Genomic DNA, 26204 nt, shown 5'->3' with positions numbered 1-26204 from the left:
CGGCGAGAGAAAAACGTATGGGAAGTGGCCGGTCCCCGAGCGTACCCAAAGGGCTACCGATGGGAGCGGCGATTCTTTCGATGACGACCCTCGGCCCGGGGGCTACCGATCGATGGCGTGTAAGCGAGGGGGGATATCGAGATTTCCGGTTCTTCGAGATGATCGCAGGGTCGTTCGACCTGCCCTTGATGGAACCGACAAGCCCCTTGATCGGGCTTTTATCTTAATAAGGTGTGTTACCAGCGCTCGATTCGCTCGATGATGGACGAAAGGGTGCGGATTTCGGCATCGGGGGCGGTCGGTGAATGCTTCTTGGTGCCCGAACCATCGGGCCATGGAAGGCCTGCGGGATTCATCCAGATCGTCTTCATGCCCAGAGCGGCGGCACCGGCGATATCGCAGACCGGATCGTCCCCGACATGAACCGCCTCCTGCGCTCGCACCTGCACCGTGTCGAGTGCGCAACGGAAGATCGCAGCATCGGGCTTGGCCGCCCCGGCCTCGACCGGGGTGATCACGAAATCGAGCAGATGATCGATGCCGACTCGTCGCACATCGGCATTGCCGTTGGTAATCGCTCCCACCCGATAGCGTTCTTTGAGAGCCGCAAGCGTTTCTTGCACTCCGTCGAAGGGAACGAGGCGGCTGCGCCATTCGGCGAAGACTTCGAAGCCCTTGCTCGCCAGCATCTTCGCTTCTTGCGGGTGGTAGCCCGCCTCGGTCAACAAGGCGACAAGCCACGAGATGCGGGCTTGCGTCAGATCGTGGACGATCTCGGGGATAGTGGTATAAAAATGCTGCCGATGCGCCTGCAGATCGGCCAGAGCGCGAGGTTCGCTATCGGGAAGGGTACGCACGATCCATCGATGGAGCGCTTGCTCGGCCCGTTCCAATGCCGGACCCGTCTCCCACAAAGTCTCGTCGAGATCGAAGGTGATGCAATGAATACTCATGCTTGTTATCCGAGATGCTGGTTATCCAAGGCTTTTTTCCATCGATGATCGAGCAGAGGCGGTAGCCCTTGCGCCTTTTCGATCAACCCTCGCTTTCGAAACTCGCCCTCGGGTCTTGGAAGCCAAGGGCTTGCCCGTTCGCAAAGCGCAAGGACATCGAAAACCCGAGGATCCGATCCGAGAGAAAGCGATCGACGCTTGGCAAAGACCAAGGATCTCGGGCCGAACGACAAGCGGATCATCCGAGCCCGGCTGTCCCTATGGTTTTCCCTTCCTAGGATCTTCGGGGAGAGAAATGGCATTCATTGGCGTGAAGCCAATCGATATCCGGGCCATCCCAGCCGCAGATATCGAAATCCAATCGCCCGCGGGCATCGAAAACGACTCCCTCGCTTTCCAATAGCGAGCGCTGCCGATCGGTGCCGCCGCCCCCTCGACGCTCGCTAATCTCCCCCGAACGATTGATCACCCGCTGCCACGGAACCTCTTGCCTTGCATGATCGAGCGAGGCCAAGGCGTAGCCGACAATGCGCGCGGTGATATTTCCTTCGATCGCCGCCACCTGCCCGTAGGTAGCCACCCTCCCCGGCGGAATCTGGCACACGATCGCATAGATGCGCTCGTACCTGCCCTCGGGGGCCGACGATCGTCTCTTGGAACCATGCTTGGATCCAAGAGACGATCCGCGATCCACCTTATGGGCAGCGATACCAGAAGGTCGGGGGCAAGCCGATATCCGCGATGCACCCCGGCAAGCGTGTATCGGGCTACCACATCCTCGATCCCGTGCGGCGCTCATCTTTTTCGGCTCTCGCCTTCGCTCACCGCCTCTCGCAAGGCCTCGAGATCGAGGAAAAAGTGGCAGACCTCGGCATCGCCGCAAACGAGCACCGGGACTCGCAAACCGTAACGGGCCGCCAATTCCGCCGATCGATCCACATCCACCCGCTCGATATCGATATCGAGCTCCTTACGCCACTCGGCGAGGGTAGCGACCATATCCTCGCATAGATGGCATCCCATGCGTTCGTAGACAACCAAGCGCGTCGTCATCGAAAAATCATTCCCCTAGAAGATCGTCATCTGCCATGCGTCTCGACACCTGCGGCCTTGTCCGTTGCCGATGGTCGATTCTCCCCTTCCCTTCACAAAGACGCCTGAACGGCGATATGTACCGGGGGATCGGTGCTTGCGAGCGAGTCTTGCACTACCAAGACGATACGAATGATATGACGACATCCGGTATGACGACGTCGCCCCTGGCTTTCGCCCCTCGCTCGTCGCCCTTCACATTCGACTCGGAACACTGCGACGACGCATGCGATAAAGCGCAAAGAGCCCCAAAGCGCCGTGCACCCCGGCACTGACCACGAAGAGCATCTGGGCTCCGAAACCGCTCATCAGCGTGGACGAGAGCAAAGGACCGAAGGAGGCGCCGATACCGTAGGCCATCAACATTCCGCTCGATACCCGAACGAGTTTTTTCGCGGGGACGAAATCGTTGGCGTGAGCGAGACAAATCGAATAGATCGCAAAGGAAAGCCCGCCATAGACGACGGTCAATGCGATCATCGAAACGAAGTTTCCGATAGCGCTGGTGAACGCAACTCCCAAAGAGATCGCGGTGGACGCCAAGACGACCGCTATCAGTAGGCTGCGCCGATCCATGCGATCGGACATCCGACCCACGGGCCATTGCAGCAAGAGCCCGCCCGAGACCCCGGCGGCCATGAAGATCGCCGTTTGGGTCACGCTCAGATTCGTATCGTGGGCGAATACCGGACCCAATCCATGGAATCCGGCGTTGACCGCTCCGGCGGCCATCACTCCCAAGAGGGCGAGCGGCGAGACCCTCCACAGCTCGGGGATGCTCGGGCGCTCTCGAGGCGTGGGGGTCGGCGCATCCGCTTGGGTCAGCAACACCGGCAACAAAGCGAGAGAATAGATGATCGATGCTACGCAAAAAAGCTCGAAATGCGCCGGATCTCCCAACGGGAGAATGAACTGTCCCAAAGTCACACCGAGATAGTTGGTGATCATATAAAAGGACAGCACCTGACCGCGAGAGGCGTTGACGGTACGCTCGTTGAGCCAGCTTTCGGTCACCATGATCATGCCGGCCATGCAAAAGCCGCCGATAAAACGCAGCACCGTCCAGATCCAAGGATCGATCACGAGAACGATCCCGATCGCGGTCACCGACATCAACGAGGCAAAGGCGGCGAAGGCCCGAATATGCCCGCCCCTTGCAATTACATAGACCGCCCAGATCCCACCGGCGAACATTCCGACGAAATAGGCGCTGACGATCAGCCCGACCACCAACGTCGGAAAACCCTCGAGCTTGGTGCGCAAGCCGAACAGGGTTCCGAGCAGGCCATTGGCTACCAGCAACAGCCCGTATGAGAGCAGAAGCGAGGCGACGGAGGAAAGTGTCTGGCGAATGAGCACGATATACGCCGGGTCGCAAAATGCGATCGACTCCCTCTTGCTTCGAGTATAAATACCTGAAAGACGAGGGAGAGGTCAACAACGCCCGATAATGTAGTCTATTAGGTCTATGGATGTCCGAGCGGCTCGCTCGAGGCCGCTTGTCGATACCGACCGGAATCATCACGATCGATCCAATATCGTAGCAGATTCTTTCAGTCGAACACCTTCGGTCGAACACTTTCAATCGAACACTTTCAATCGAACACCGGTGCATTATCTTTTCCGGCGAAAACGAAGTCAAGACCGAGATTCCGGTCGGCCCGCTTCGAAGGAATCGGCTCGAAAAGCATCTCCCGATTGATCTTCTTTGCTTTTCATCCGGAGCAAAAGATCACCGCCTTGCATCGACCGCAAAGCATCGACATATCGGCAGCGGGAAAGATCCACCCTCGGTCAAGAAAAAAGGATGCAAGAACTCGATGTTCGGCCATCGAAACCTCGCCCGATCGAATTGTCGCTTTGTCCGCTCTTCATGGACGAGGACTCGGATCGAAGCCGAGACGGTCCGCAATTCGGCTCGAGTGAATGCGAGCGATATCGATCCTCGCCCCTTGAATAGCCAGCCGAATCTTAGGCAGATGCGCATCGAGCGGTGTATCCGCATCCGCCATCCATCGAAGGAAGGCCTCGTCATCGACCGGCCGATCCTTTTCATCGACGAGGGATTCGCAAAGGACTGCGAGATCGCGATCGTTCACAAGGCCCGGGCCGGGCTCGGCTTCCAAGATGAGCGAGCCGGTTTCGTCCATCCAAGCGTTGCACACGCAGCTCACCGGCCGACCCGTATGGGTGATCAGCCGGCCATTGCCATCCAACGAGTGAACGAAAGGAGTGCAATCGAGATCGACATAGACTCGCTGCGGGCCATTTTGGAAAAACCATCGTCCTTGCGAATCCGAGCGATAGTTGCGAGAGATATAATCGATAAGGGCGGGGTTGAGCACCCTCGATCCGCGCAAAAGCCATCGACCGCGACGATCCAGCGCGAGCCATCCATGAACCGCCGGTACATCCGGCCATTTCGCCACCGCTCTCGATAGATATTCGTCCACTGTCGATCCCCGAAGGTTTCGCATCCGATTCCCTTGATCGCTTGCCAAAAAGATTTCCATTTAGGAAAAAACGCGAAGCCTTGGAAGAGATCGATTCTCCATAAGAGGATCGCAACCGGAGACAAGGATGTGAGAAAAAGCGATATCGATGCCGAGCAAGTCTTGTCCTTCTGGTTCGAAGATACCACCTCGAATATCGAACGTTTGGAAAAACGAGGCCAGGTATGGTTCGGCGGCGGACCCGATTTCGACCGGCTATGCGCCGATCGGCTCGGACCTGCGCTCGAAGATGCGGCCGACCTTCGACTCGAGGCGTGGGGCGCCACCCCCCGCGGTCGGCTGGCGTTGGTGATCCTGCTCGATCAGATACCGCGCAATGTCCACCGTGCATCGAAGGCGGCGTTCATGCACGATGCCCAAGCCCTCGCCCATTGTCGGGCCGCGATCGAAAGCGCGCAAGATCGCGCCCTGCATCCGATCGAGCGCGTTTTCCTTTATATGCCCATGCAGCATGCCGAGGATATCGAGATACAAAAACTATCCGTCGAGCGCTACACCCTTCTTGAAAGCGAAGCCGACGATTCCTTGGGATTTCTCCTCGAAAAAAGCACCGAGTCCGCTCGTATCCATTTCGATATCATCGAGAGATTCGGGCGCTTCCCGCACCGCAATCGGGTGCTCGAACGCCCGTCCACCCCCGAGGAAATTCACTTCCTCGACGATGGCGGCCCCTCTTTCGGTCAATAGTCCTCGAACGATTCCTTCGATCATGGATATTCGATCATCGATATCCGGGATCGCACTCATCGAATTTTCGAGGGCGAAAAGATCGCTCTTTGTCATCCCTTGATTTGGGACGAGGATTTTCCGGGGCGAGATTTCGCGCCCGTCTTTTTCTCGGTATCGCCTTTCTCGATCGGGCCTTTCTCGATCCGGCTTTTCTCGCTTCGCTTAAGTGCCGGTCGGCGCTTGACCGATCGAGCGGCCTTCTCGCCGGATGGTGAGTCTTGGCGTATCTCGACTTCGTGAATCGGAGCCCCGCATCCGGTATCGTGCTCAATGGCGGCCTCGACGGCACGCCGAGCGATCTCCTCGGCATCGGCTTGCGATTCATAGAGGATATGGGCCGCCCCCAAAGCCAAATGCTCTCCGGATCCGATCGCGCAATATCGCTCGTAGCGAAGCACCGTGAGATCCGGTGCCACCCGGAAGATCCCTTGGGGAGAGACCACCAGAAAATCGTTGTATAGATTCGCAAACGGTGAGTTATGGCCATCGGGCTGGGGCTTGATATAGTGATAATTTTGCAACTCTTTCCAAAATCCGCTGAAAAACTTGAAGACATTCGCTTCGCTATCAAGGGACGGTATCTTGCGGTGGCGGGCGATGACCTCCGGCAAAATATTCGAATAGAGCGCGATGCCGGCATCGGCTATATAGGCCTTGCCGATCGGGATGAACTTCGGCGATGAATTATCCGCCGCCGGCACCCGCATCTCTCCCACGCTGGTCTGACTGTCCGATGCCAGTGCGATTTTCGCGTTCTTGCGCACCGCAATCGCGATGGTCATGATCTTCTCCTTGGTCGATAAGCGAGGGGCGTCGACGGTATCCGAAGCATCGAGATGCACGCCGGGGCCTTGAGAATGCAAGCCTCGAGCGCATGCTCGATCTCATACACCATGGAATCCGGCATCCGGTTTTTGCACTCGATCCGATAGCGTCGCTCGGGGGCGCGGGGCTTCGGCGCATCACTTGGCTATTTCGCACCCATGAGAGCGATCGTAATCGTTGATCGAAGGAGGGCTCCAATCCGCCAAGGCACCCTCTTTCGGGGCGAAGACTTCGACCTGCAAGGGATGGCACCGGGCGGCGTCGGATGAGTGATCGAAGGAGCAATCGCCTCCCGGGCAAGCCGACAGAGCCCCGAGCAGATCGATCTCGGCAAAGAATTCCAAATAATCGCCGGGGCGAACCGGGCTCGCCTTCATGAAATATCGCCCGGTATCGAGCGTAAACCCCGTACACATGAAAACATTGAGCACATCGTGTACATGCAACTCCGCCTCGTCAAGCGAACAATCCTTTCGACGAGCCAAGGCTCTCGTGAGATTCGAATGACAGCAATGATGGTAGGTCGTACCCCGCAGGAGATTCCCGGTGTAGGGATCGCAGCGCGATCCGATCGCATCATGCACCGAAGCCCCGTATTCATCCTTGCCGTACCACGCCAGACTATCCTCGACGATGGTCGCCATCGGGCGCATAAAGGGTAGATTCGACCACATTCGATCCCCGACCGTGATATGGGTACCGTGCAACGCCCGGGTCTTGGACGAATAGAATCGCTCGCCGATATCATGCGCATTCCAAAGATTCAGATCCCCGACCTGCGGACCCTCGATACAGGTGATGCGAAAAAATCGCCCGGCCTCGACCTCGAAACATGCGGCCTGACGGGGTTCGATCACGATCTCATCCGTCTTGTGCGCCCCTTCCCTCGCCCTTCGATATCGACGCAGGTCCGGCTGCGACAGGTTGTCAAGAGGGTAGACAATGACCGGCCGAACCGCCCTTCTTGCGGCGGCATCCGGCGGCTCGATCTTTGATGATTCGATATCCATGATCGCTCATTCCTTTTCTCGTTCTTGCTCGTTCTTGCGCGCCGGCGAGTTCGCCCGGCACCGATACGGCTTCGAGATGATCGGCGATTCGATCTCGCATCGATGCGATTCGATGCGATGCGAGGGTAGGGACGAAGAGGCGCCTTTCGATATAATGTCGAGTCCATTTTGCTTCATTTTGCGAAAAAACCGTATATCCTACCGATCGAGATTCCGATCGAGATTTTGATCGACACTCGATTTATCGTCGCTTTTGTCTTCTCGTCGAGATACCGCCGGCTATCCGTATCCCGGTTATCCGTATCAAGGATATCGACCATCGAAAGATACAAGATATATCAATCGGAAGACCCTGATATCATCGTTCCCTGTCGTATCCCGTCTTATCGCAACCGTGAGCCCTTAGCGATGCCCCTTCCGCCAAGCGAACATATCCACCCGAATCGGGCAGCGCTCGTTTTTTCAATCGCCCTCTCGTTCTTGTGCGCGCTGACACCCTCGACGAGCGAGGCCCAAGGCTCCCGTTCGATACCGGTGGTCTTGGCCGTCGCCGAGCGACGGGTACTCGCTCCCGTGGCCTGGTATCCGGCCACGGTGATCTCTCGCAATCAAGCGCAGATTTCGGCCGAAGCGACGGGGAGGATCGAGCATATCGTCGATGTCGGTACCGTGGTCGAGCCGGAAGAAGAGGTGGCGCGAATCGACGATACCTTGTTGCGAAAACAGCTGATCGAGGAGGAAACGGCGATCGCCCGAGAACAAGCGCGGGTGAATTATCTGGATGCCGAGGTTCGGCGCTTGGAAAGACTCCTTGCCGACAATATCGAAACCCGCAGCCGGCTCGACAAGGCGATATCGGATCGAGAGATCGGTCGCAGCGACCTGCGAGCGGCCAGGGCTCGTCTCGATACGACCCTCGAACACCTGGCTCGCCATCGCATTCGGGCCCCCTTTGCCGGAACGATCACCGAACGCTTGCAGCATCGCGGGGAGTGGGCACTAAGCGGCCAGGCGATGATGCACATCGTCGATACCGAATCGTTGGAAGTGCGAACGCATGCTCCGCTTTCCGCCCTCGACTTCGTGCGCAAGAACGATAGGCTCCAAGTCAAGGCATCCTCGCTCGACATTCCCTCCCGGGTGCGCGCCATCGTGCCCGTCGCCAGAGAGGATCGCTCGGGTATCTACGAGATTCGCCTTTCGATCGAGCCCCCCGATCTCGATATCGGACGACTCGATATCGGACAAAGCGTGCGGGTGGCCCTTCCCACTTCGATCGCCCGCGAGGTGGTGGCCGTTCCGCAAGACGCCTTGATCGTGCGTCGCGAGGGGATCTCGGTTTTTCGCATCGGCGAGGACAATGCGGCGGAGCGGGTGATGGTAACAACCGGGATCGCCGAGGGCGATCTGATCGAGGTCGATGGAGTGGCGGCCGGGGATCGGGTGGTCATCCGAGGCGGCGAACGACTCAAGCCCGGTCAGACAGTGGAAGCGATCGAACTTGGCGACAGGAAAAGACCTCCGGCATGAACCTGACCGGCCTTGCGCTTTCCAATCGCACCGCGACTTTGGTCGCGGTGCTGCTGGTCGTGCTTTTCGGATCTTTGAGCCTTTTGCGCCTGCCGATACAACTCTCCCCCATCGTCGAAAGACCCTCCATCCGCATCGGCACCAGCTGGTCGAAGGCAGCTGCGGAGGAGGTCGAATCGAATATCGTCGAAAGGCAGGAAAAAGCCTTGAGCGGACTGCCGGGCATGACCAAACTCGTGGGCACGGCCTATAACGGTACCGCCAGTTTATCGCTGGAATTCTCGGCGGATCACGATCTCAAGCGTGGGTTGTTGGACGTCATCACCCGCCTCAACGGCATCAGGCTACCGGACGATGCCGGCGATCCGAGGATTTCCACGAGCCGGAGCGGAGATCGGGCGGCCGCTTGGTTCATGGTCACCCCCGAGCCGGGAAACGATCGACCGATCGCCAGTTATCTGAACTATGTCGAAGATATCGTCCTATCCCGCCTCGAACGCGTCCCGGGAGTGTCCAAGGCCCGATCCATCGGTGGAGATTTTCGCGAGGTACGAATCACCTTCGACCCCTATAAAACGGCCATGTCCAAGATCGGTCTTTTGCAGGCGATCGACTCGGTGTCAATCAATCGGGGGGCCTCGGGCGGGAATGTCGATATCGGAAAACGCAGTTATGTATTGCGTTTCAGCGACTCCTTCGATCTCGATGAGTTGGGCGATACGGTCATCGAGTGGCGCGATGGCCGATCGGTGCGACTGCGCGACGTCGCCGATATCGAGATCGGCACCTCCGAAAAGCGCAGCTTCGCGCTCAACAACGGGACGAGGGCGATGGGGATCAACGTCTACCGTGAAAGCGGAGCCAACGTTCTCAAGATGATGAGCGGTGTCAAGGATACCGTCGCCGACCTCGGGCACTCCCTCGCCCAACAAGGAATTCGCCTGAAACAAACCTTCGACGAGACGACCTATATCTATCGCTCGATCGATATGCTGCGCAACAACCTCGGTTTGGGGATATTGCTTTCCATCGCGGCCTTATGGTGGTTCTTGCGCAAATTCTCGGCGACGATGGTGGTGGCGGCCGCCATCCCGATCTCCCTGCTGGCCACTTTCTCGGGACTGGATATCGCAGGACGCTCCCTCAACATCATTTCACTGGCGGGAATGGCGTTCGCGGTGGGATTGACGCTCGATGCCTCGATCGTGGTCTTGGAAAATATCGTGCGCTTGCGAGAGCGCGGCATGGGCATCTCCGAGGCGGTCGCCTCGGGACCCGTGGAGGTTCAAGGAGCGCTGGTCGCCTCGGCCTTGACCACCATCGCCATCTTCCTTCCCGTCATCTTCCTCTCCGACGAGACCGGGCAACTCTTCGGGGAATTGGCCTTGGCCATCTCGGTGGCGGTCGCGGCCTCGACATTGATCGCGCTGACGATGATTCCGGCCGCCGCCTCCCGCTGGCTGAGCGAGGAGAACCTTCGTGATGCCCATCGACACTGGTGGCAGTGGATGACGAGGGTGATCATGCGAGCGACCGATAACCCCATCGGGCGCTTCGGGTGGATCGTCTCGCTCATCGCCACTCCCATCGTCATCGGGGCATTGCTCATCCCGAGACCCTTCTTGGAAAGCATCCCCACGATACAGCGCTTGGCGGCGATCGTGCCCGAATCCCCCTTCGCCCTGCGGGCCGGCTACCTGCCCTCGGGCAAGCGTGAATATGTCTTCGTCAGCATCACCCCTCCGTCGGGGATCAATGCCGAACACTTGGAAAAGGAAGTGATATCGATCGTCGTTTCGCGCTTGCAGCCCTACGTGACGGGCGAAAAAGAGCCGCGGATCGACAACTACCACATGTTTGCCTTCTCCGGCAATATCACCATGGGGGTGCGACCGGGGAAGGGGGTGGATATGAACCGATTGATCTCGACCATCAACCAAGCCTTACGAGGGATCCCCGGCACCAACGCTTTCGTCTACCGAGGCTCTTTGTTGGGAGGAAGTACCGGAAGCAAAAGCATCACCGTCGATATTCAAAGTCGGGATATCGAAAAAGCGGCCGCGGCCGCCCAGCGCGGTGTGGATTTGATCGAGGAGATTCTGCCCGACGCCGATGTACGCCTCTCCTCGAATCTGAACGCTTTCGATCCGGAATTGCGCATGACCCCCGACAAACAACGCTTGATCGAGGTGGGGTTGAGCAGCCAGTCCATGATCCGACTGACCGGATTGCTGGGGGATGGAGAACGCATCGGGGATTATTTCGATGGCGAGGACAGCATTCCGATCTACGCCCGAATACCGGCTTGGAAAACGCTCGATGAATTGGGAGCGATCCCTCTTGCAACGCCCGCAGGCGAGGTGGTTCCGATCGGCGATCTGGTGCGAATCGAGCGCACCACCGGCCCGGCGCAGATCAAGCGCCTTGACTCTCGGCGCACGGTCTCTTTGAGCGTGCGCCCGCCGGATGACATGAATATCGAAGAGGTCATCGAAACCATTCGCACCCGGGCGGAACCCTATATCAGGTTGGAATTGCCCGCTAGCGGAGATGTGCTCTATGGCGATACCGCTTCCAAACTCGAGAATTCGCTTGGCAGTCTAAGCAGCGGTTTCTTGCTGGCGGTCACCATCTTGTTTCTACTGATGGCCGCCCTCTTCCGCTCGTTTTTGGACAGCTTCTATGTTCTTTTGGCCCTGCCTTTGGCCACCGCCGGAGGGTTGATCGCAATCTTGGGGATCAATACCTTGTTCGGTACGAGGCAATCGGTCGATCTGCTGACGATGATCGGCTTTATCATCCTGCTGGGCTTGGTGGTCAACAATGCCATCTTGCTGGTGCTTAGAACCCGGACCCTCGAGCGCGAAGGGCTCGCTCGTCGCGATGCGGTTTCCAACGCCATTTCGGGGCGCTTGCGACCGATCTTCATGAGCACCTTGACCAGCGTTTTCGGAATGCTGCCGCTGCTGATCTTTCCGGGAGCGGGAACCGAGCTCTACCGAGGTCTTGCGATGGCGATCGTCGGGGGGATATGCTTCGGCACCGTCTTCACCTTGATCTTGCTGCCGAGCCTGCTGCGCATCGGCGAGGAAAAAAACTCCGCCTTGGAACCCGCCGTCGCCGCCGGCACCTGAAAATCCCGTCGATCGACGAATACCGAAAAAACGAACCGATCACGATCAAAAGACGAACATGAAAGAACACTACTACTTTGACAACGCCTCGACCAGCTGGCCGAAACCCGAGCCGGTCTACCGCTTCATGGATGAATTCTTTCGCAGCTACGGGGTCAATCCGGGACGCTCCGGGCACTCCCTCGCCGTCGAATCCGAGCGGATGATCTTCGAGACCCGGCGACTGCTGGCGCAATTCTTCGGCTTCGCCGGCGATCCGATGCGGGTGGTCTTCACCCAGAACGTCACCGATTCGCTGAATCTCGCTCTTTTCGGCCTGCTCGATGCCGGCGATCACGTGATCACCACATGCATGGAGCACAATTCCGTTTTGCGGCCGCTCTATCACTTGGAGCGGGATCGGGGCGTTCGGGTGAGCCGGATCGGGGCCGACGATGAGGGCTTCGTGGACTTGGATGCGATCCGAGCCGCTTTGCGACCGGCCACGAAAGCGGTGGTGATCAATCACGGCTCGAATGTATTGGGCTCGGTACAAAATCTGGAGGCCATCTCGGCCATCGCCCGAAAAGCGCAAGCGATATTGATCGTCGACAGTGCCCAAAGCGCAGGGGTTTTGCCGATCGACATGGACGATCTGGGGATCGGCGTCCTGTGCTTTACCGGTCACAAGGGGCTCTTCGGACCGATGGGGGTCGGGGGAATGATCGTTGCCGAAGGGGTCGACATTCGCCACGGTCGGGTCGGGGGCACCGGGGTCGATTCGATCTCCGCCTTCCAGCCCGACACTTGGCCCCATCGTCTCGAAGCGGGTACCGGACCCTTGCCGGGGATCGCCGGGCTCAATGCCGCCCAGAAATGGTTCGCCGCCCTCGGTCGCTCGGTTGAATGCACGGCCGATAGCGAGGCCAAAGACGGCGAAAGCGATGCCGAGACGCTCGATCATGCCTTGGCTTGCCGCCGGGCCTTGGCGCGGATCGAAGCCGTGGAAGTCGAGCATATTCGTCGCTTGCGGGAGGGGCTCGAAGCGATCGACGGCGTCATCGTCTACGGGCCTCGGGGCAATCGCCCGCAACTTGCGACCCTGGCTTTCAATATCGGATCGATCCCCGCCGACCAAGCGGGAGAAATGCTCGATGCCGATTACCATCTATGCGTTCGCGCAGGCCTGCATTGCGCTCCGCTGGTGCACGAGCATCTGGGTACCGCAAAAATACGCGGGGCGGTGCGTATCTCGCCCGGCTATTTCACCGAAGCGGATGAGATCGAGCATGCCTTGACGGCCATCGCCGAGCTCGCCCGATAACCGCAACACCCAAGACTCCAAGCGATCGACGCTCCTTCTCGACAAAGCCTCGATCGAGTCGATCATTCCACCCATCGAGCCCTTCGATTCCTTTCCTTCCTCGGCCCATGTCCACTTCCCTCCCCTCCTTCCGGATCGCCCATCGACGCCCGAGCGTCGCCGTTCGTATCGGAGATATCGCCTTGGGCGGCGATGCCCCGGTGGTCGTGCAGTCGATGACCGATACCGATACCGCCGATATAAAGAGCACCGCGGATCAAGTCGAAGCCCTCGCCCGAGCGGGCTCCGAGCTCGTGCGTATCACCGTCAACACCCTGGAGGCGGCGCGGGCGGTGCCCGCCATCCGCGAGCGGCTCGAAGCTCGCCGGTGCACCGTACCTCTGATCGGGGATTTCCACTACAACGGCCATCGATTGCTCGCCGAGGTGGGCGAATGCGCCCAAGCGCTGGCCAAATATCGCATCAACCCCGGCAATGTCGGCTTCGGCGCCAAACGCGATACGCAGTTCGCTTCGATGATCGAAAGAGCGCTGGAATACGATCGTCCGATACGCATCGGGGTCAACTGGGGCAGCCTCGATCAGAGCCTGCTGGCACGATTGATGGACGAGAACGCCGCCCGCCCCCAACCGCTCGACGATCGCTCGGTGATGCGCGAAGCGCTGATCCGATCCGCGCTGGACAGCGCCTTGGAAGCGGAAAGGATCGGACTTGCCCGAGATCGCATCATCCTTTCGTGCAAGGTGAGCGCGGTGGCGGATCTGATCGCGGTCTATGGCGATCTCGCCTCGCGCAGCGATCACGCCTTGCATTTGGGGCTGACCGAGGCCGGTATGGGCTCGAAGGGAATCGTCGCCTCCACCGCCGGGATCGGAACCCTGCTCTGGCAGGGGATCGGGGATACCATCCGCGTATCGTTGACCCCGGAGCCCGGCGGGGATCGTCGCCAAGAGGTGCTCGTCGCCCAGGAAATTCTGCAAACCATGGGGATTCGCTCGTTCACCCCCCAAGTTGCCGCCTGCCCCGGCTGCGGCCGCACCACCAGCGTATTTTTCCGTGAGCTCGCAGGTCAGATCCAATCCCATCTGCAAGAGCGAATGCCCAAGTGGCGCGAGCGTTTCGCGGGGGTCGAGGATATGCGGGTGGCGGTGATGGGTTGCGTGGTCAACGGACCCGGCGAAAGCCGTCATGCGAATATCGGCATCAGTCTGCCGGGCACCGGCGAGGCTCCTGCGGCCCCGGTTTTCGTGGACGGCAAGAAAACGGTGACCCTTCGAGGCCGAACCATCGCCCGCGATTTTCACCGGATCGTGGACGAATATGTGGAAAATACCTATCCGCCGCGAGAGGGGGGTTCGAATTCGAATTCGAATTCGAAGGAGTCCGTGCCTTGACGATCCCTGTCGGATGCCGCACTTGGGATAGCGCACCGCTTCGATAGATTCGTCATCGATCGACTTTTATCCGGGATCGAACCCGAACCATCGACGAAAGCCCCCCTTGCAAGCCCTGCCCTGCAAAGGCCCTGACCTCCATCGATCCCGCATCGGATAGCCAATCGGATAGCCAAAGAGAGCCGCCATGTTAATTGCCGTTGTCCGCGAATCGCATCCGGAAGAAAGCCGGATCGCGATATCCCCCGACACCGTCGCCCGTTTTCGCGCCCTCGGCCTCGAGGTCGCGGTACAAAGCGCAGCGGGCGAACAATCGGGCTTTTTCGATCCGGCGCTGGAAAAAGCCGGCGCCCGCATCGAGGCCGATGGCGACGCCCTCCTTCGAAAAGCGGATATCGTCCTTGCGGTAAGGGCGCCCGATGCGAAGCGCTGCGAGTCCATCAAACGAGGTGCGAGCCTGATCGGCATGCTCTCCCCCCACGATCACCGAGAGGCGATGCAGGCTTGGGCGGCGGCGGGGATCGACGCTTTCGCGATGGAGTTGATGCCTCGGATCAGCCGCGCGCAGTCGATGGACGCCCTCTCTTCGCAATCGAATTTGGCGGGCTACAAAGCGGTGATCGATGCCGTCGCTCTTTTCCACCGCGCCATCCCGATGATGATGACCGCGGCGGGGACGGTGCCCGCAGCGCGCATCTTCGTTCTCGGGGCCGGGGTGGCCGGACTGCAAGCCATCGCCACCGCCCGCCGCTTGGGAGCGATCGTCAGCGCCACCGACGTGCGGCCGACGGTCAAAGAACAGGTCGAAAGTCTGGGCGCCTCCTTCGTGATGGTCGACGACGACGAATCCGGCAGCGCGGAGACCGCCGGCGGCTACGCCAAGGAAATGAGCGAGGATTACCGCCGTCGACAAGCCGATCTGGTGGCGGAGCATCTGAAAAAGCAGGATATCGTCATCACCACCGCCTTGATCCCCGGCCGTCCCGCTCCGACCCTCATCAGCCAAGAGATGGTTCGAAGCATGGCCCCGGGAAGCATCATCGTGGATTTGGCGGTCGAGCAAGGCGGCAACTGCCCGCTCTCTCGCCCGGGCGAAATCGTCGATCACCAAGGAGTGCGGATATCGGGTCAGGTCAACATGCCAGGCCGCCTGCCCGTCGATGCCTCCGCCCTCTACGCTCGCAACCTCTTCAACTTCATCTCCCCCTTCGTCGACGGGGAAAAGGGAATCGTGCGATTCGACGAAGAGGACGAGCTCGTCATCGGTACCGCCCTCACCCGAAAGGGCAAGATCGTCCATCCGCTCTTTCGAGATGAATCCGAATCCGGATCTTGAACCGGCATCGGACCTCGGCCGGCACCTTGGCATGCACGAATCGATGAAGAACGATCATGGCAAGTGATCATTGCCTGCGATCACGGCGAGCGATCTTTCGAAAAACCATGAACCCCCGCAAGCGATTCCAAGCAGCGAACCATCCATCCTTTGGGTAAAACCCGTCGAACGAGGATTTCCATCATGGCCGAAGCCGCGCAAATCGATCCCTCGATCTTTCGCCTCGCGATTTTCGTGCTCGCGATCTTCGTGGGCTACTACGTGGTCTGGAGCGTCACCCCCGCCTTGCACACCCCGCTGATGTCGGTAACCAACGCGATCTCCTCGGTCATCGTGGTCGGGGCGCTGCTGGCGTTGGCCGTCGAGTCCGGCGATGCCAATTGGCTTTCCCGCGCATTCGGATTCGTCGCGGTGATTTTGGCATCGATCAATATCTTCGGCGGCTTCTTGGTAACCCAAAGGATGCTCGCCATGTACCGCAAGAAATCCACCGGCAACTGATTCGAGGGAGAGTCTTCGCATGTCCGCCAATATCGCCGCTCTCGCCTACCTCGTCGCCGGGGTTCTGTTCATTCTCGCGCTGCGAGGGCTCTCCTCGCCGGAGACGGCGCGGCGGGGAAATCTCTTCGGCATGGTCGGAATGACCCTTGCCGTTTTCACCACCTTGGCCGTCGCCGGGATCGGCGACGGGCTGACGTGGGGGTTGATCGTCCTCGGCGTGGGGATCGGAGCCGCCATCGGCGCCCTGATCGCCCGGCGCATCCCGATGACCGCGATGCCCCAGCTGGTCGCCGCTTTTCATAGCCTCGTGGGATTGGCGGCGGTGCTGGTCGCCGCTGCGGCCCTCGAGACTCCCTCGGCCTACGGCATCGGCAACCCCGGCTCCATTCGGATCGGCAGTTTGGTGGAGATGTCGATCGGCGCCGCCATCGGAGCCATCACCTTCACCGGCTCGGTGGTGGCTTTCACCAAATTGCACGGTCTGGTCTCCGGCAGGCCCATAACCTTCGCCGGTCAGCATCCGCTCAACGGCCTGCTGGGCCTGCTGCTCGTGGGATTGACCGTATGGTTCTGCGGCAGCGAATCCCATCTCGCTTTTTGGCTGATCATCGCCCTTTCCTTCGCCTTGGGGGTCTTGATCATCATCCCCATCGGAGGGGCGGATATGCCGGTGGTGGTCTCGATGCTCAACTCCTACTCGGGGTGGGCGGCGGCGGGGATCGGCTTCACCCTCGAAAATACCGCACTGATCATCACCGGGGCCTTGGTCGGATCTTCGGGGGCGATCCTTTCCTACATCATGTGCAAGGGGATGAATCGCTCGTTCATCAGCGTGATCTTGGGCGGCTTCGGCGGCGAAACGGATCATGCGAGCCAACGCCCCGTCGAGCAACGCCCGATCAAACAAGGCAGCGCCGGGGATGCGGCCTTCATCATGAAAAACGCAGGTTCGGTGATCATCGTGCCCGGCTATGGCATGGCCGTGGCCCAAGCGCAGCACGCCCTGCGCGAGATGGTCGATCGGCTCAAGGCCGAGGGGGTCAAGGTGAGCTATGCCATCCACCCCGTCGCCGGAAGAATGCCCGGCCACATGAATGTCCTGTTGGCGGAGGCGAACGTCCCTTACGATGAGGTCTTCGAGCTCGACGATATCAACAGCCAGTTCGCCCAGACCGATGTCGCCTTCGTGATCGGGGCCAACGATGTCACCAATCCGGCGGCGCATAGCAACCCTCAAAGCCCGATCTATGGCATGCCGGTACTCGATGTGGAGCGCGCAAAGACCGTTCTCTTCGTCAAACGCGGGATGGGATCCGGCTATGCGGGGATCGAAAACGAACTCTTCTTCCGCGACAACACGATGATGCTCTTCTCCGACGCCCGCAAAATGGTGGAAGAAATCATCAAGGGGATGTAAGGGGATGATCAAGGAAATGACGAGGAAAGCGGGTGCGACGAGGGTTTGTTTCCCAATTTGTTGCATAAAAACAACAAAAAATCACTTTTGTGGCATTCATGGCAAAAATATTTTGCCCATCCCCCTTGACTTTGGTAATGTTCGCCCCGCTTCCGACATCGGCTTGCTTGATGTCCAACCGGAGGCTTCGTTGAAACTCCCTCGAAAGCGAGTGACTTTCGAAGGATCGTTTTTCCAATCGCACATCCTGATCAATAAGAGGATCCGATCAATCATGGACAAGAAGCTAATTGCCGCCGCGGTGGCAAGCGCTCTGGCAGTTCCGATGAGCGCCCAAGCAGTCGAGATTTCCGCCTCCGGTCATGTCAACCGGGTCATTCGCCACATCGATGGTCCCTCCATGGACGAAGGCTGGAACCATGACGACAGCGGCGTCTCCGGCTCTCGTTTCCGCTTCACGGGCACCGAGGACATCGCCGGTGATATGAGCGTCGGTGTCAACTTGGAGTTCGCCGGTGCCGGTGATACCAGCAACCGTCATGCCGCGGTCTCGTTGGGCGGCAACTTCGGTATGTTGACCATGGGGCATACCGCCACCGCCACCAACGGCACCACCCATGACGTCAGCAACTCCGGCCTTGCGGTTTCCTTCGGCTGCGGTCATGCGGAAAACAAGGGCATGGCCTGCGCGACCATGACCGAGGGTCGTACCGGCACCTTGCGTTATGACTCCCCCTCCATCGCCGGTGTCGGCTCGTTCAGCATGGCTTTGGCCAAAGATCTGTGGGATGCCAACTTCAAAGCATCGGGGAATCTGGGCAATGGCACGTATTCGGCCGGTATCTACTACGCCGACAACAGCACCCTTGATGACGATATGGGCACCGAAATGATGGACGATGACGTCTATCATGACGAAACTCGCCTGACGATGGGTGCGGGCTACAAGATGGGCTCCGGTACCAGCGTCAGCGTCCTTTGGGGTGATGTCGACAAGGCGGGAGATATGAACGACTTCTCCAACTTCGGCATCAAGGTCGGTCACGACTGGGGCGATAACGGCGTTGCCGTGATGTATCGTCGCACCGACATGAACGACGATATGATGGGCGACCCGAACGCTCTCGTCTTCGGCTTCCAGCACAAGCTGGCGGGCGGAGCGGCCGAGGTGCATGCCGGCTATCACATCGTCGACCCCGACGAAGCGATGAACAACCAGAAGACGAGGACCTTCGCCGTCGGTATGCGGGTGAAGTTCAAGTAATCGCTCTCGGCTTGTCGACCCCGCTTTTTTCGATGGGGTCGAAAGCGATGGCTTCGACCCTCCTCCCGATGCGGGGGGAGGGTCTTTTTATTATCATCCGATCGACTTTTATCGTTCGATCGATAGTGTTCGATCGACGTTCCATCGTTCCATCGTTTCACACCGATCGGGTTCGAGCGATGATTCGATCATCGATTCAATGTGAGTGAGCGAGCGAATCGATCTTCGCTCCCGAAGGAGAACCCGCCGATGGCGAAATCCGCAGGCAATGGCACCGAGTCCGAAGGATCCACCGCCGAAGGGCACCCCCCCCGCTCGGCACCCGATCAACTGCCGGATTCTTCGAACGAGAACTCGACATCCGGAACCGCCCGAAGCGAGCCCGCAGCCGGCCCGCATTTCGCGATCGAGCGGATCTTCATACGCGATCTCTCTTTCGAATCCCCTCGCGCCCCGGATGTTTTCTCCCTTCAAGGTCGCCCCCCCGAAATCAAGCTCGACGTACAAACCCGCGCCCGTCTTACAGAGCCGGTCTCGGGGCAGATGCAAGGGGCGGATCGATTCGAGGTCGTGCTGACCTTGACCCTCAAGGCGACCACCGACAACGAAGGGGAGTTGATGATCGTTGAAGTCCAGCAGGCCGGTCTTTTTCATATCCGAGGGATGGATGCCCCGACCCGACAACGCGTGCTGGCCGTGGTCTGCCCCGCAACCCTCTTCCCTTACGCCCGAGAAGCGATCGACTCCATCGCCGTCAAAGGAGGATTTCCGCCTCCCGCTTTGAATCCGGTCAACTTCGAAGCGCTTTACGCCCGCGCATTGGAAGAAGAGCGAGCGGGCAACGATGAGGCTCGCCCCCCATCTCCTGCCACGCAAGACAACTGAATACCGCATAGTTTCCAACGATATCACCTTCGAATATCACTTTCGAATAGTGCCTTCGACTCCCGGTGCGCCCGATATCGACCTCGAATCAACGCGGTTTTTTCGATCGTCGAATTGTCGGCTATCGGGCTCTTTTCCGCCCCCTTTGCGATTTCAAAAACCCGCAAGCACCGCTAGGCGGCGATGGCTTCGGTCGTTTCGGGCGCGCCCCCATCCCCTCACCCACTCCCCCCCCCCCTTTTTAAGAAAACGACCGGGGTCGATGGGTCTTTTCAAAAAAATCCCGACGAAAAAAAGCCGATAGGGATAAAAACCGATCTCGGGCAAAAACCGCACAAGCGGTGGACAACTCGGCTATCGGGAGAATCCATCGAGAGAAAGCCTTGCCTTCCGCCACGATGTCGCTTGTGGTAAAAAACGAACTCGTATTCCATCGGTTTTCGAACTTGCCAAGCGAGCATCGATGCCCTCGGGCTTCGCCGCCATATTGTTCGTTTGACACTGTCACTGACTTTGTCATTGACACATCGGCCTTGCGATACATCGCCGGAATCGAAAACGCACATCTGCCGGTCAAGAAAAACGATACCCGAGGCGATGCCCATCAAATTTTTGACACCTGCAAGAGACTCGAAAAAAATCATAATTAATGCTTGGACCGACCCGCCGATGCCGACGCAATGCGTCTTCGATGCTTGAGGTGACCTGAAGATTCGGCCATCCGAAACGATATCGGATACGATTTAGGGGTACAAAATCGAGGCGTTTTCGAAGTCGATCGGGCTTTATCGCTCGATCGCTATCCGAAAAGCGGAGGCGATGGCGACCGAAATAGCGCCGAACGGACACTTTCGAGATGATCCCGCTCGATAAGAATCATCGAAGAAAAAGCGAAGGAAAAATGAAAATACCGACGATCGAGACCCTCGATCAATGAAAAACGAGCGAAAACCCGGATGCGATTGACAGTGTAAAATCGACCGGTTCTGGTTTAGAATAACCCGATTGACAGGAGGCGTCGGAGGAGATCCTCCGAGCGAATCTCCCCTAAGGGAAGGAGCGATCACGGCTTTGGCAGAGCTGTCATGATCCCTTGCAAGCCTCCCGCTTGATTCGCATCGTCTCGTACCCGCCGGGCCCTCGGGCCGCTAGTACCATACTGACAAGGAAGTGACCATGGCCAGCCTGATCTCGCTCCCTCTTTCGTTCTTGCGCCGGATCTCCCGCATGAGAATCCCCGGGCTCGCACGAGGCATCGTTGCACCGAGCCTGCCTGCAACCTGGCATGCGCAATCTGCGCAAGACAACGAGGTCCGATCCACCCCCGCTTCGAGGCAATCCGGCACGCCGACGAGATGGCTTCGAATCTCCGGATACTCGGCGATTCTGGCGGCGGGCTGCTTGGCCATGCAAGGGGCCTTCGCGCATTCGGCTTCCACTGTCACCGATCATCATGATAGTGCGGATTCCACTAAAAGCCAGCCTTATGGCTTCGCCGATGCCTTTCCCACGGCGGATGATCGAGCACCCAACCCCGCAGTCCAAAATAGGGGCTGGGGTTGGGGCGTTCGGGCGACGGGCACCATCATAAAAAATCACTGGGATGGCAGCGGTCTGGACGGCATCTACGTCAAAGATGGCGTCGTCAGTCTATCCACCTCATCGGATCGCCCCAGCGCTAACCCTCCGACGGGCTTCAACGAAGCCAAGTCCTTTTCCAGTTGCGTTTGGGATAGCGCGACGACGGCGGGGAATAACAAGGCAAGCAAAGTCTCTCGCTTTTATATCTCGGGTCCCCGTCCCAATAGCAGCGATCCCGACATAGGAGCGCGTTTCGACTGGAATGCCGCCGGCGGAGGCAACGGTCAATTCGAGGGGCTGTTCGCATTCAGCAATACCAGCGAGATGGATTTGGCATTCCGCTTGGATGATGGGCATGACTGGCAAGAAGACGACAAGCTCGTGCTTCGTTGCTACCTCGATCAGCCCTCGAGCTGGGTCTTGGCCATCATGGTGCAAGTCGGTGAGCGGCTCGAAGCCTCTTCCGCCCACGAGGTCGTTTTCTCCCATAACGATTCGGCGAACAACTTCACAAAGGCCGTGGATGTCACTTACCCGACAGACGATCAAAGAGGCGTCGGTATCGGCGACGGCCAATGGAGGATCGTGGCCGCCGGAGACCAACATCAAAGTACCCGCTATATCAAAGGGCTCAACGGTTTCAGCATCGATAATACGAACTCGGTAGCGAAAGCCGTGGTCACGTACTACCGAAAAAGCCCTCCCGGTCTTTATTCCGTCTACAACGCTTTCCACGATCACAACCAAGGGGCGGTAACCGGAGCGACCACCTTCATCATCACCAACGTCGCCGGCAGCGGAGCCCTCACCGTCACCAACTCCGGGGTCAAGGTCGGTGAATCGGATCATCCGATCATCGAACACTCGACCTTTTATAGTCTGGTGACGATCGATATGCACCCCTCCAACCACAACCCGGAATTTCGCAAGGCCCCGGGTGATAGAACCGATACGAATATCGTAGATACGGCCAATAATCCCCCAACGAAGTGGCTTCAGCTGCAACAACAAGCGGTCAAGGTCGCCCGTGTCGAAGGTGCCTTGGTCAACGCCACCAAGAAGAGCATCTACGTCGATAACATCCAATACGAGGAAGGGGTCTACGCAAGCGATGGCACCTACACGAGGCGATCGAATGCGGTCGATCCCGACAACAACCACCTGAATATCCAAAGGTGTTCGGTGCGAGGACCGGGATTCAAGCATCGGGATATCAAAGGCTTCTTCATGGCCGACGATCGGCAAAGCGGCGGCCAACACCGGCGGGGCTCGTACTTCGTCCAGCAGGTCGCTTCCGGCATGGAAGCGGGAGGGCAGTTCACGATTACCGCCAACCCCAACTCGCAATCCGGCACTATTGCGAGGCATGCATCGGGTAACAATACCGATCTGATCTTTCGCCTCGACGATGACCATACCTTCCGCAACGGGGATAAGATCAAAATCTGGTGCTTCGATTCGAGTGATTACGGGGAAGATCGGATATCGGTGGAGTTCAATATCACCGTGCGCGATCTGACGGTGGAGGAAATCCCGGCATTGACCCTCAAAGGGTCCGTCCATCACGATTTTTCTCAATACATCGACGTCAACGGGCTTCGCAGCGAAACGACCTTTTCCGGGCTCGATCAGCTGACGGATTGCGGTGATGATGCGGTATTGAATCTCTCGGTGGATAACAATGTCCTGATCGGTCAGTGCCCCGGTGGACTCACCGACGAAAATCTCACCATCAATGTCGCCCTCAAACAGTGGGAAAATGCCGTTATCGGTGCGACCGTCAGCTCCAATAACCGCCATCCCAACTACTCGCATAGCAACGACACCGCATCCGTTGATGCCGTTTCCGCCACCGATGCGAGCGGCCAGGACCTTAACGACACTCCTGCCGTCAGGGATGCCGTCATCACGAAAACCATCACCCTTACCATCCCTTCGACCCGTCTGGGCACCGGGGACGGTAGCTTGGTGGGCAACAGCATCTATCTGAAAAGCGTCAGCTACAACCCTGCCAACGCCGGGGCGACGAGCTTTCCGAGGCATCAATTCTGCGACATCATCTCCGGTGGCACGAGCGGAATCAAGCATTTCTACCTCGCCAACGCTCGCAACAGCGGAACGGTGAAGCGCGGAGTGCTCTATATCCGGGATAACGCCATGACCGGAAACAGCAACCGTTTCATTCCGGTATCGAGTGACCGGAATACGAGCGATCCGGTTTGGGGGATGAATACGACCGGCACCGAGCTCCTCATCCGCTTGGAAGATGATCATTCATACAGCACGAAAACTTCCATCTACTTCCAATGCGGTAGCGGGTCGCTCACCGATGCCTCCCCCGATGATATCTCGGAGTATTTCGCCTTCGATATCAATCCATTTCGTTTCTCCCTGCCGGCCGGAGATCAGTCGCAGATCGCCTTCGAAAAGAGCGACTACCGCTATACGCTCAACCCCTTGGCCGCCGATCTTTCGGGGCAAAACGGTGCGTTTTTCAGCCTGTCGACGGAAAAAGGGTCCACCCAAGACTCCCTCTCCCTCGACCATACGGTCGGAAACGATGGGTCGGTGACCTTGACCTCCTCTGCTTTCACCGCCAACCAAGTGGGAACTCATACGGTCATCCTCGTCTACAAGGACGATCAAACCTCCTGCGTCGATGACAACGAGGCCAGCGTCAGCTGCACGGACGACGACGCCATGACTCGACCCCCGGTCTACGGCGCTACGTGGAGTTTGGACAGCAACGATCCCAACACATCCGGCAACGACAATCAACGACAAAGCAACGATGAGTTCAGCTTTGTCAACGAAGGATCGTCGGTCGCCGACGACAACGAGGTGGGAGGCTCGGATCACCCCGAGGAAGGCGAAGGGGTGGTGAGAATCGAGTTCACCTTGAGAGTGTTCGATTTCGCTACCGGCGAACAAGCGGCCCTTTGCAGCGACGATAACGGGAGTCCGAACTTCGATCAGCGTGTCGTCAACCGCACCGTCTATGCCCGCGAGATCTTCCGAACCGACGGGAGCGACCGGGTCATCATTCCGCCGCCGCACGATATGCCGAGATTCGTTCTCACGAGCCGCCTCACCTTCACCGGGCTGAGCCGTGGTGAGGTCAGCCTGAATCTCAACGGCGGGACTTTCAATGCTCCGATGACATTGGATCATGCCAAAGTCAAAAAGCTCGATGGAACGGTCAACGAAGGCATCGATATCAGCTTGGAAAGGGGCGGTAACCCGGGAAGCGATTTCGTGGTCTACGGCATCGAGATCAACGACGGCGATGACGTGAAGATGGCAAAGGGAGACTTTTTGGAGTTCACCTTGCCGCCTCTTTCCGGGGTCAGTTTGTTGAATGACAACGATACCGTCACCATCGATGCCTCGGTCATCGCCGTCACCGGCAACTTCCCCGGTGGATCGGGCAGCGTATCCAAGTGTCTAAGCGATCGGCATTCCGGCGGCAAGCCCTGCATCTACGCTCGCTCGATGTCGGTGGCCAGCCTGTCTTTGGGGCCGACCAACAACGGCGGCGGTCAGGAAAACTTGAGCGGTGCCATCGATCCCGACAATCCCGACCGACTCGTCGGTGGCGGGCCGGTGGTGGACATCACGGTTCCGGGTGGATTGGTCGGCGCCTCGACCAGCCAAGTCATCACCGCCCTTCGGGTCGGAGAGGTCGACTACGAATATAAATTCGCCGATCCGATCAACAACCCCGTCACCTTGGAAAATGGCAATATCTGCCTGCCGAACGAACGGGTCGAGCCCCGGGTGGAGCCGATCGGCATTCGGGGCGAGATCATGGGCTTCCGCAGAGGCGATGCCATCAATATCGCGGTTTCACCCGAACCATCGGAGAACAAGGGATTCTTGGTCATGCGCAACATGATCACCCAAGGCGCTCCGATCGTGAGGATGCCCGGTGGTGGAGTCTTTTCGAGAGAGCTCTCGCAAACCGTGTTGGCAAGCGGCAAATGGGAGTTCTTCTTCATCCCGAAAAGCGGGGTCAACCTGCAGTTCGCCGATACTTGGACTTTGAGTGCCGGTCTCGACTTCCTGCACCCCGATTTCACCGATATCGCTTCCTCTCCGATCTCTCGCACGGTCATCATCGGCCATCAGCGCAGCGGCAGCGCCCAAGCGTTGGCATACGCCATCCCGCCTCTTAGCGCCGCCGATGGATCCTTCATCCGGATTCGTTGCGAATTTCCGGATACCACCAACACGTGCCGGATCTCTTTGGAATGCTCGAACCAAAGCGGGGATGAGAGCTGGTTCGGACATGTACAAGATCCCATTCCCTATCACGGCACGACGGTGCTCAACGGTCAGGATATTGCCAGTATCCTCGAACCCTCCGGCTTCGATCCCCAATCGCACTGGGGCGGGGAATACAACGGGCGTCTTGCATGCGAGGTTTTCGTCCGCGAGAACTCGAGGATAACCCTGCAAATGCTGGTGAGATCGGGCGGGATTCTGACCAACAACACCGATGTCAACTGGGACTCCCCGGTTCAGTGATCGTCGGATAAGTTCGTTCGAGTCGAGGGATGTATTCGAGCATCCCTCGACTCGACGAGCCGATGGTCGGATGTGATCTTCAAAACTTCTTCAATCAAGCCTTCGAAAGATACGAAACAAGATCGAAAAAAACATTCCCCTGCCGTTTTTTCGTTTTATGATCTATTTGGAAGAATCGTCGTTCTCCAAGCGTTGTTCCGAAAGCCGTTT

19 protein-coding genes are annotated in these 26204 nt (G+C 58.5%); 11 read left to right on the top strand and 8 right to left on the bottom strand.

What is annotated here, in order from left to right; genetic code table 11:
• Positions 1–236: 236 nt before the first annotated feature.
• The 5 genes from BF99_RS0107065 to BF99_RS0107030 form a co-directional block, all read right to left on the bottom strand.
• A complete protein-coding gene (locus BF99_RS0107065) occupies positions 237–953 on the bottom strand; it encodes an HAD family hydrolase (RefSeq protein ID WP_025770321.1) in 717 nt (238 codons plus the stop codon).
• A 274-nt stretch (positions 954–1227) separates the two neighbouring features.
• Positions 1228–1752 carry an MGMT family protein gene (locus tag BF99_RS23910; RefSeq protein ID WP_081759149.1) on the bottom strand — a complete coding sequence of 175 codons (525 nt, stop codon included), beginning with the start codon at positions 1750–1752 and terminating at the stop codon, positions 1228–1230.
• Complete coding sequence (locus BF99_RS0107050) at positions 1749–2006, bottom strand: glutaredoxin family protein (RefSeq protein WP_025770318.1); 258 nt, start codon at positions 2004–2006, stop codon at positions 1749–1751. The genes BF99_RS23910 and BF99_RS0107050 overlap by 4 nt, the downstream gene beginning before the upstream one ends.
• Before the next feature lie 234 nt (positions 2007–2240).
• Entirely contained in the window at positions 2241–3404 is a 1164-nt protein-coding gene (locus tag BF99_RS0107045) for an MFS transporter (RefSeq protein ID WP_051482810.1), read from the bottom strand.
• 512 nt (positions 3405–3916) lie between these two features.
• Positions 3917–4522, bottom strand: a complete 606-nt coding sequence (locus BF99_RS0107030; RefSeq protein ID WP_197019063.1) for a DUF2946 family protein — start codon at positions 4520–4522, stop codon at positions 3917–3919.
• A 105-nt stretch (positions 4523–4627) separates the two neighbouring features.
• On the opposite strand from BF99_RS0107030, the gene BF99_RS0107025 reads away from it, so the two are divergent.
• A complete protein-coding gene (locus BF99_RS0107025; protein WP_051482808.1) occupies positions 4628–5245 on the top strand; it encodes a DUF924 family protein in 618 nt (205 codons plus the stop codon).
• A 92-nt stretch (positions 5246–5337) separates the two neighbouring features.
• Here the strand turns inward: BF99_RS0107025 and BF99_RS0107015 are convergent, their stop codons facing one another.
• Both BF99_RS0107015 and BF99_RS0107005 read right to left on the bottom strand, forming a co-directional pair.
• A complete protein-coding gene (locus BF99_RS0107015; RefSeq protein WP_156013206.1) occupies positions 5338–6069 on the bottom strand; it encodes a hypothetical protein in 732 nt (243 codons plus the stop codon).
• A 180-nt stretch (positions 6070–6249) separates the two neighbouring features.
• Positions 6250–7122, bottom strand: coding sequence for an urea carboxylase-associated family protein (locus BF99_RS0107005; RefSeq protein ID WP_038097563.1), 873 nt, complete (start codon positions 7120–7122; stop codon positions 6250–6252).
• 408 nt (positions 7123–7530) lie between these two features.
• On the opposite strand from BF99_RS0107005, the gene BF99_RS0106990 reads away from it, so the two are divergent.
• From BF99_RS0106990 to BF99_RS0106955, 7 genes are all read left to right on the top strand, one after another.
• The gene (locus BF99_RS0106990; protein WP_025770312.1) at positions 7531–8652 is read left to right on the top strand and encodes an efflux RND transporter periplasmic adaptor subunit; all 1122 of its coding nucleotides are present in this window, start codon (positions 7531–7533) and stop codon (positions 8650–8652) included.
• Positions 8649–11786 (top strand): efflux RND transporter permease subunit, encoded by a 3138-nt coding sequence (locus BF99_RS0106985; protein ID WP_025770311.1) that lies wholly within the window; start codon positions 8649–8651, stop codon positions 11784–11786. Before BF99_RS0106990 ends, BF99_RS0106985 begins: the two co-directional genes overlap by 4 nt.
• 58 nt (positions 11787–11844) lie before the next feature.
• Positions 11845–13089 (top strand): aminotransferase class V-fold PLP-dependent enzyme, encoded by a 1245-nt coding sequence (locus BF99_RS0106980; RefSeq protein WP_025770310.1) that lies wholly within the window; start codon positions 11845–11847, stop codon positions 13087–13089.
• A gap of 107 nt (positions 13090–13196) precedes the next feature.
• The gene (gene ispG, locus BF99_RS0106975) at positions 13197–14483 is read left to right on the top strand and encodes a flavodoxin-dependent (E)-4-hydroxy-3-methylbut-2-enyl-diphosphate synthase (RefSeq protein ID WP_025770309.1); all 1287 of its coding nucleotides are present in this window, start codon (positions 13197–13199) and stop codon (positions 14481–14483) included.
• A 187-nt stretch (positions 14484–14670) separates the two neighbouring features.
• A complete protein-coding gene (locus tag BF99_RS0106970) occupies positions 14671–15819 on the top strand; it encodes a Re/Si-specific NAD(P)(+) transhydrogenase subunit alpha (protein ID WP_025770308.1) in 1149 nt (382 codons plus the stop codon).
• A gap of 183 nt (positions 15820–16002) precedes the next feature.
• A complete protein-coding gene (locus BF99_RS0106960) occupies positions 16003–16320 on the top strand; it encodes a proton-translocating transhydrogenase family protein (protein ID WP_025770307.1) in 318 nt (105 codons plus the stop codon).
• Between the two features lie 19 nt (positions 16321–16339).
• Complete coding sequence (locus BF99_RS0106955) at positions 16340–17737, top strand: NAD(P)(+) transhydrogenase (Re/Si-specific) subunit beta (RefSeq protein WP_025770306.1); 1398 nt, start codon at positions 16340–16342, stop codon at positions 17735–17737.
• Here BF99_RS0106955 and BF99_RS23335 read toward each other — a convergent pair.
• The gene (locus BF99_RS23335; RefSeq protein ID WP_197019062.1) at positions 17724–17915 is read right to left on the bottom strand and encodes a hypothetical protein; all 192 of its coding nucleotides are present in this window, start codon (positions 17913–17915) and stop codon (positions 17724–17726) included. The two genes, BF99_RS0106955 and BF99_RS23335, sit on opposite strands and share 14 nt — an antisense overlap.
• A gap of 96 nt (positions 17916–18011) precedes the next feature.
• Here BF99_RS23335 and BF99_RS0106950 point away from each other — a divergent pair, with 96 nt between their 5' ends.
• The 3 genes from BF99_RS0106950 to BF99_RS0106910 all read left to right on the top strand — a co-directional run bounded on the left by BF99_RS0106950 (position 18012) and on the right by BF99_RS0106910 (position 25994).
• Positions 18012–19001, top strand: a complete 990-nt coding sequence (locus BF99_RS0106950) for a porin (protein ID WP_197019061.1) — start codon at positions 18012–18014, stop codon at positions 18999–19001.
• Between the two features lie 249 nt (positions 19002–19250).
• Positions 19251–19886, top strand: a complete 636-nt coding sequence (secB, locus tag BF99_RS0106935) for a protein-export chaperone SecB (protein WP_025770304.1) — start codon at positions 19251–19253, stop codon at positions 19884–19886.
• Between the two features lie 1176 nt (positions 19887–21062).
• Complete coding sequence (locus BF99_RS0106910; protein ID WP_025770300.1) at positions 21063–25994, top strand: hypothetical protein; 4932 nt, start codon at positions 21063–21065, stop codon at positions 25992–25994.
• Positions 25995–26204: the final 210 nt, after the last annotated feature.

The sequence above is a fragment of the Thioalkalivibrio sp. HK1 genome (assembly GCA_000583135.1).
Taxonomy (GTDB): domain Bacteria; phylum Pseudomonadota; class Gammaproteobacteria; order HK1; family HK1; genus HK1.
This window is presented reverse-complemented; position numbering and strand designations above follow the sequence as displayed.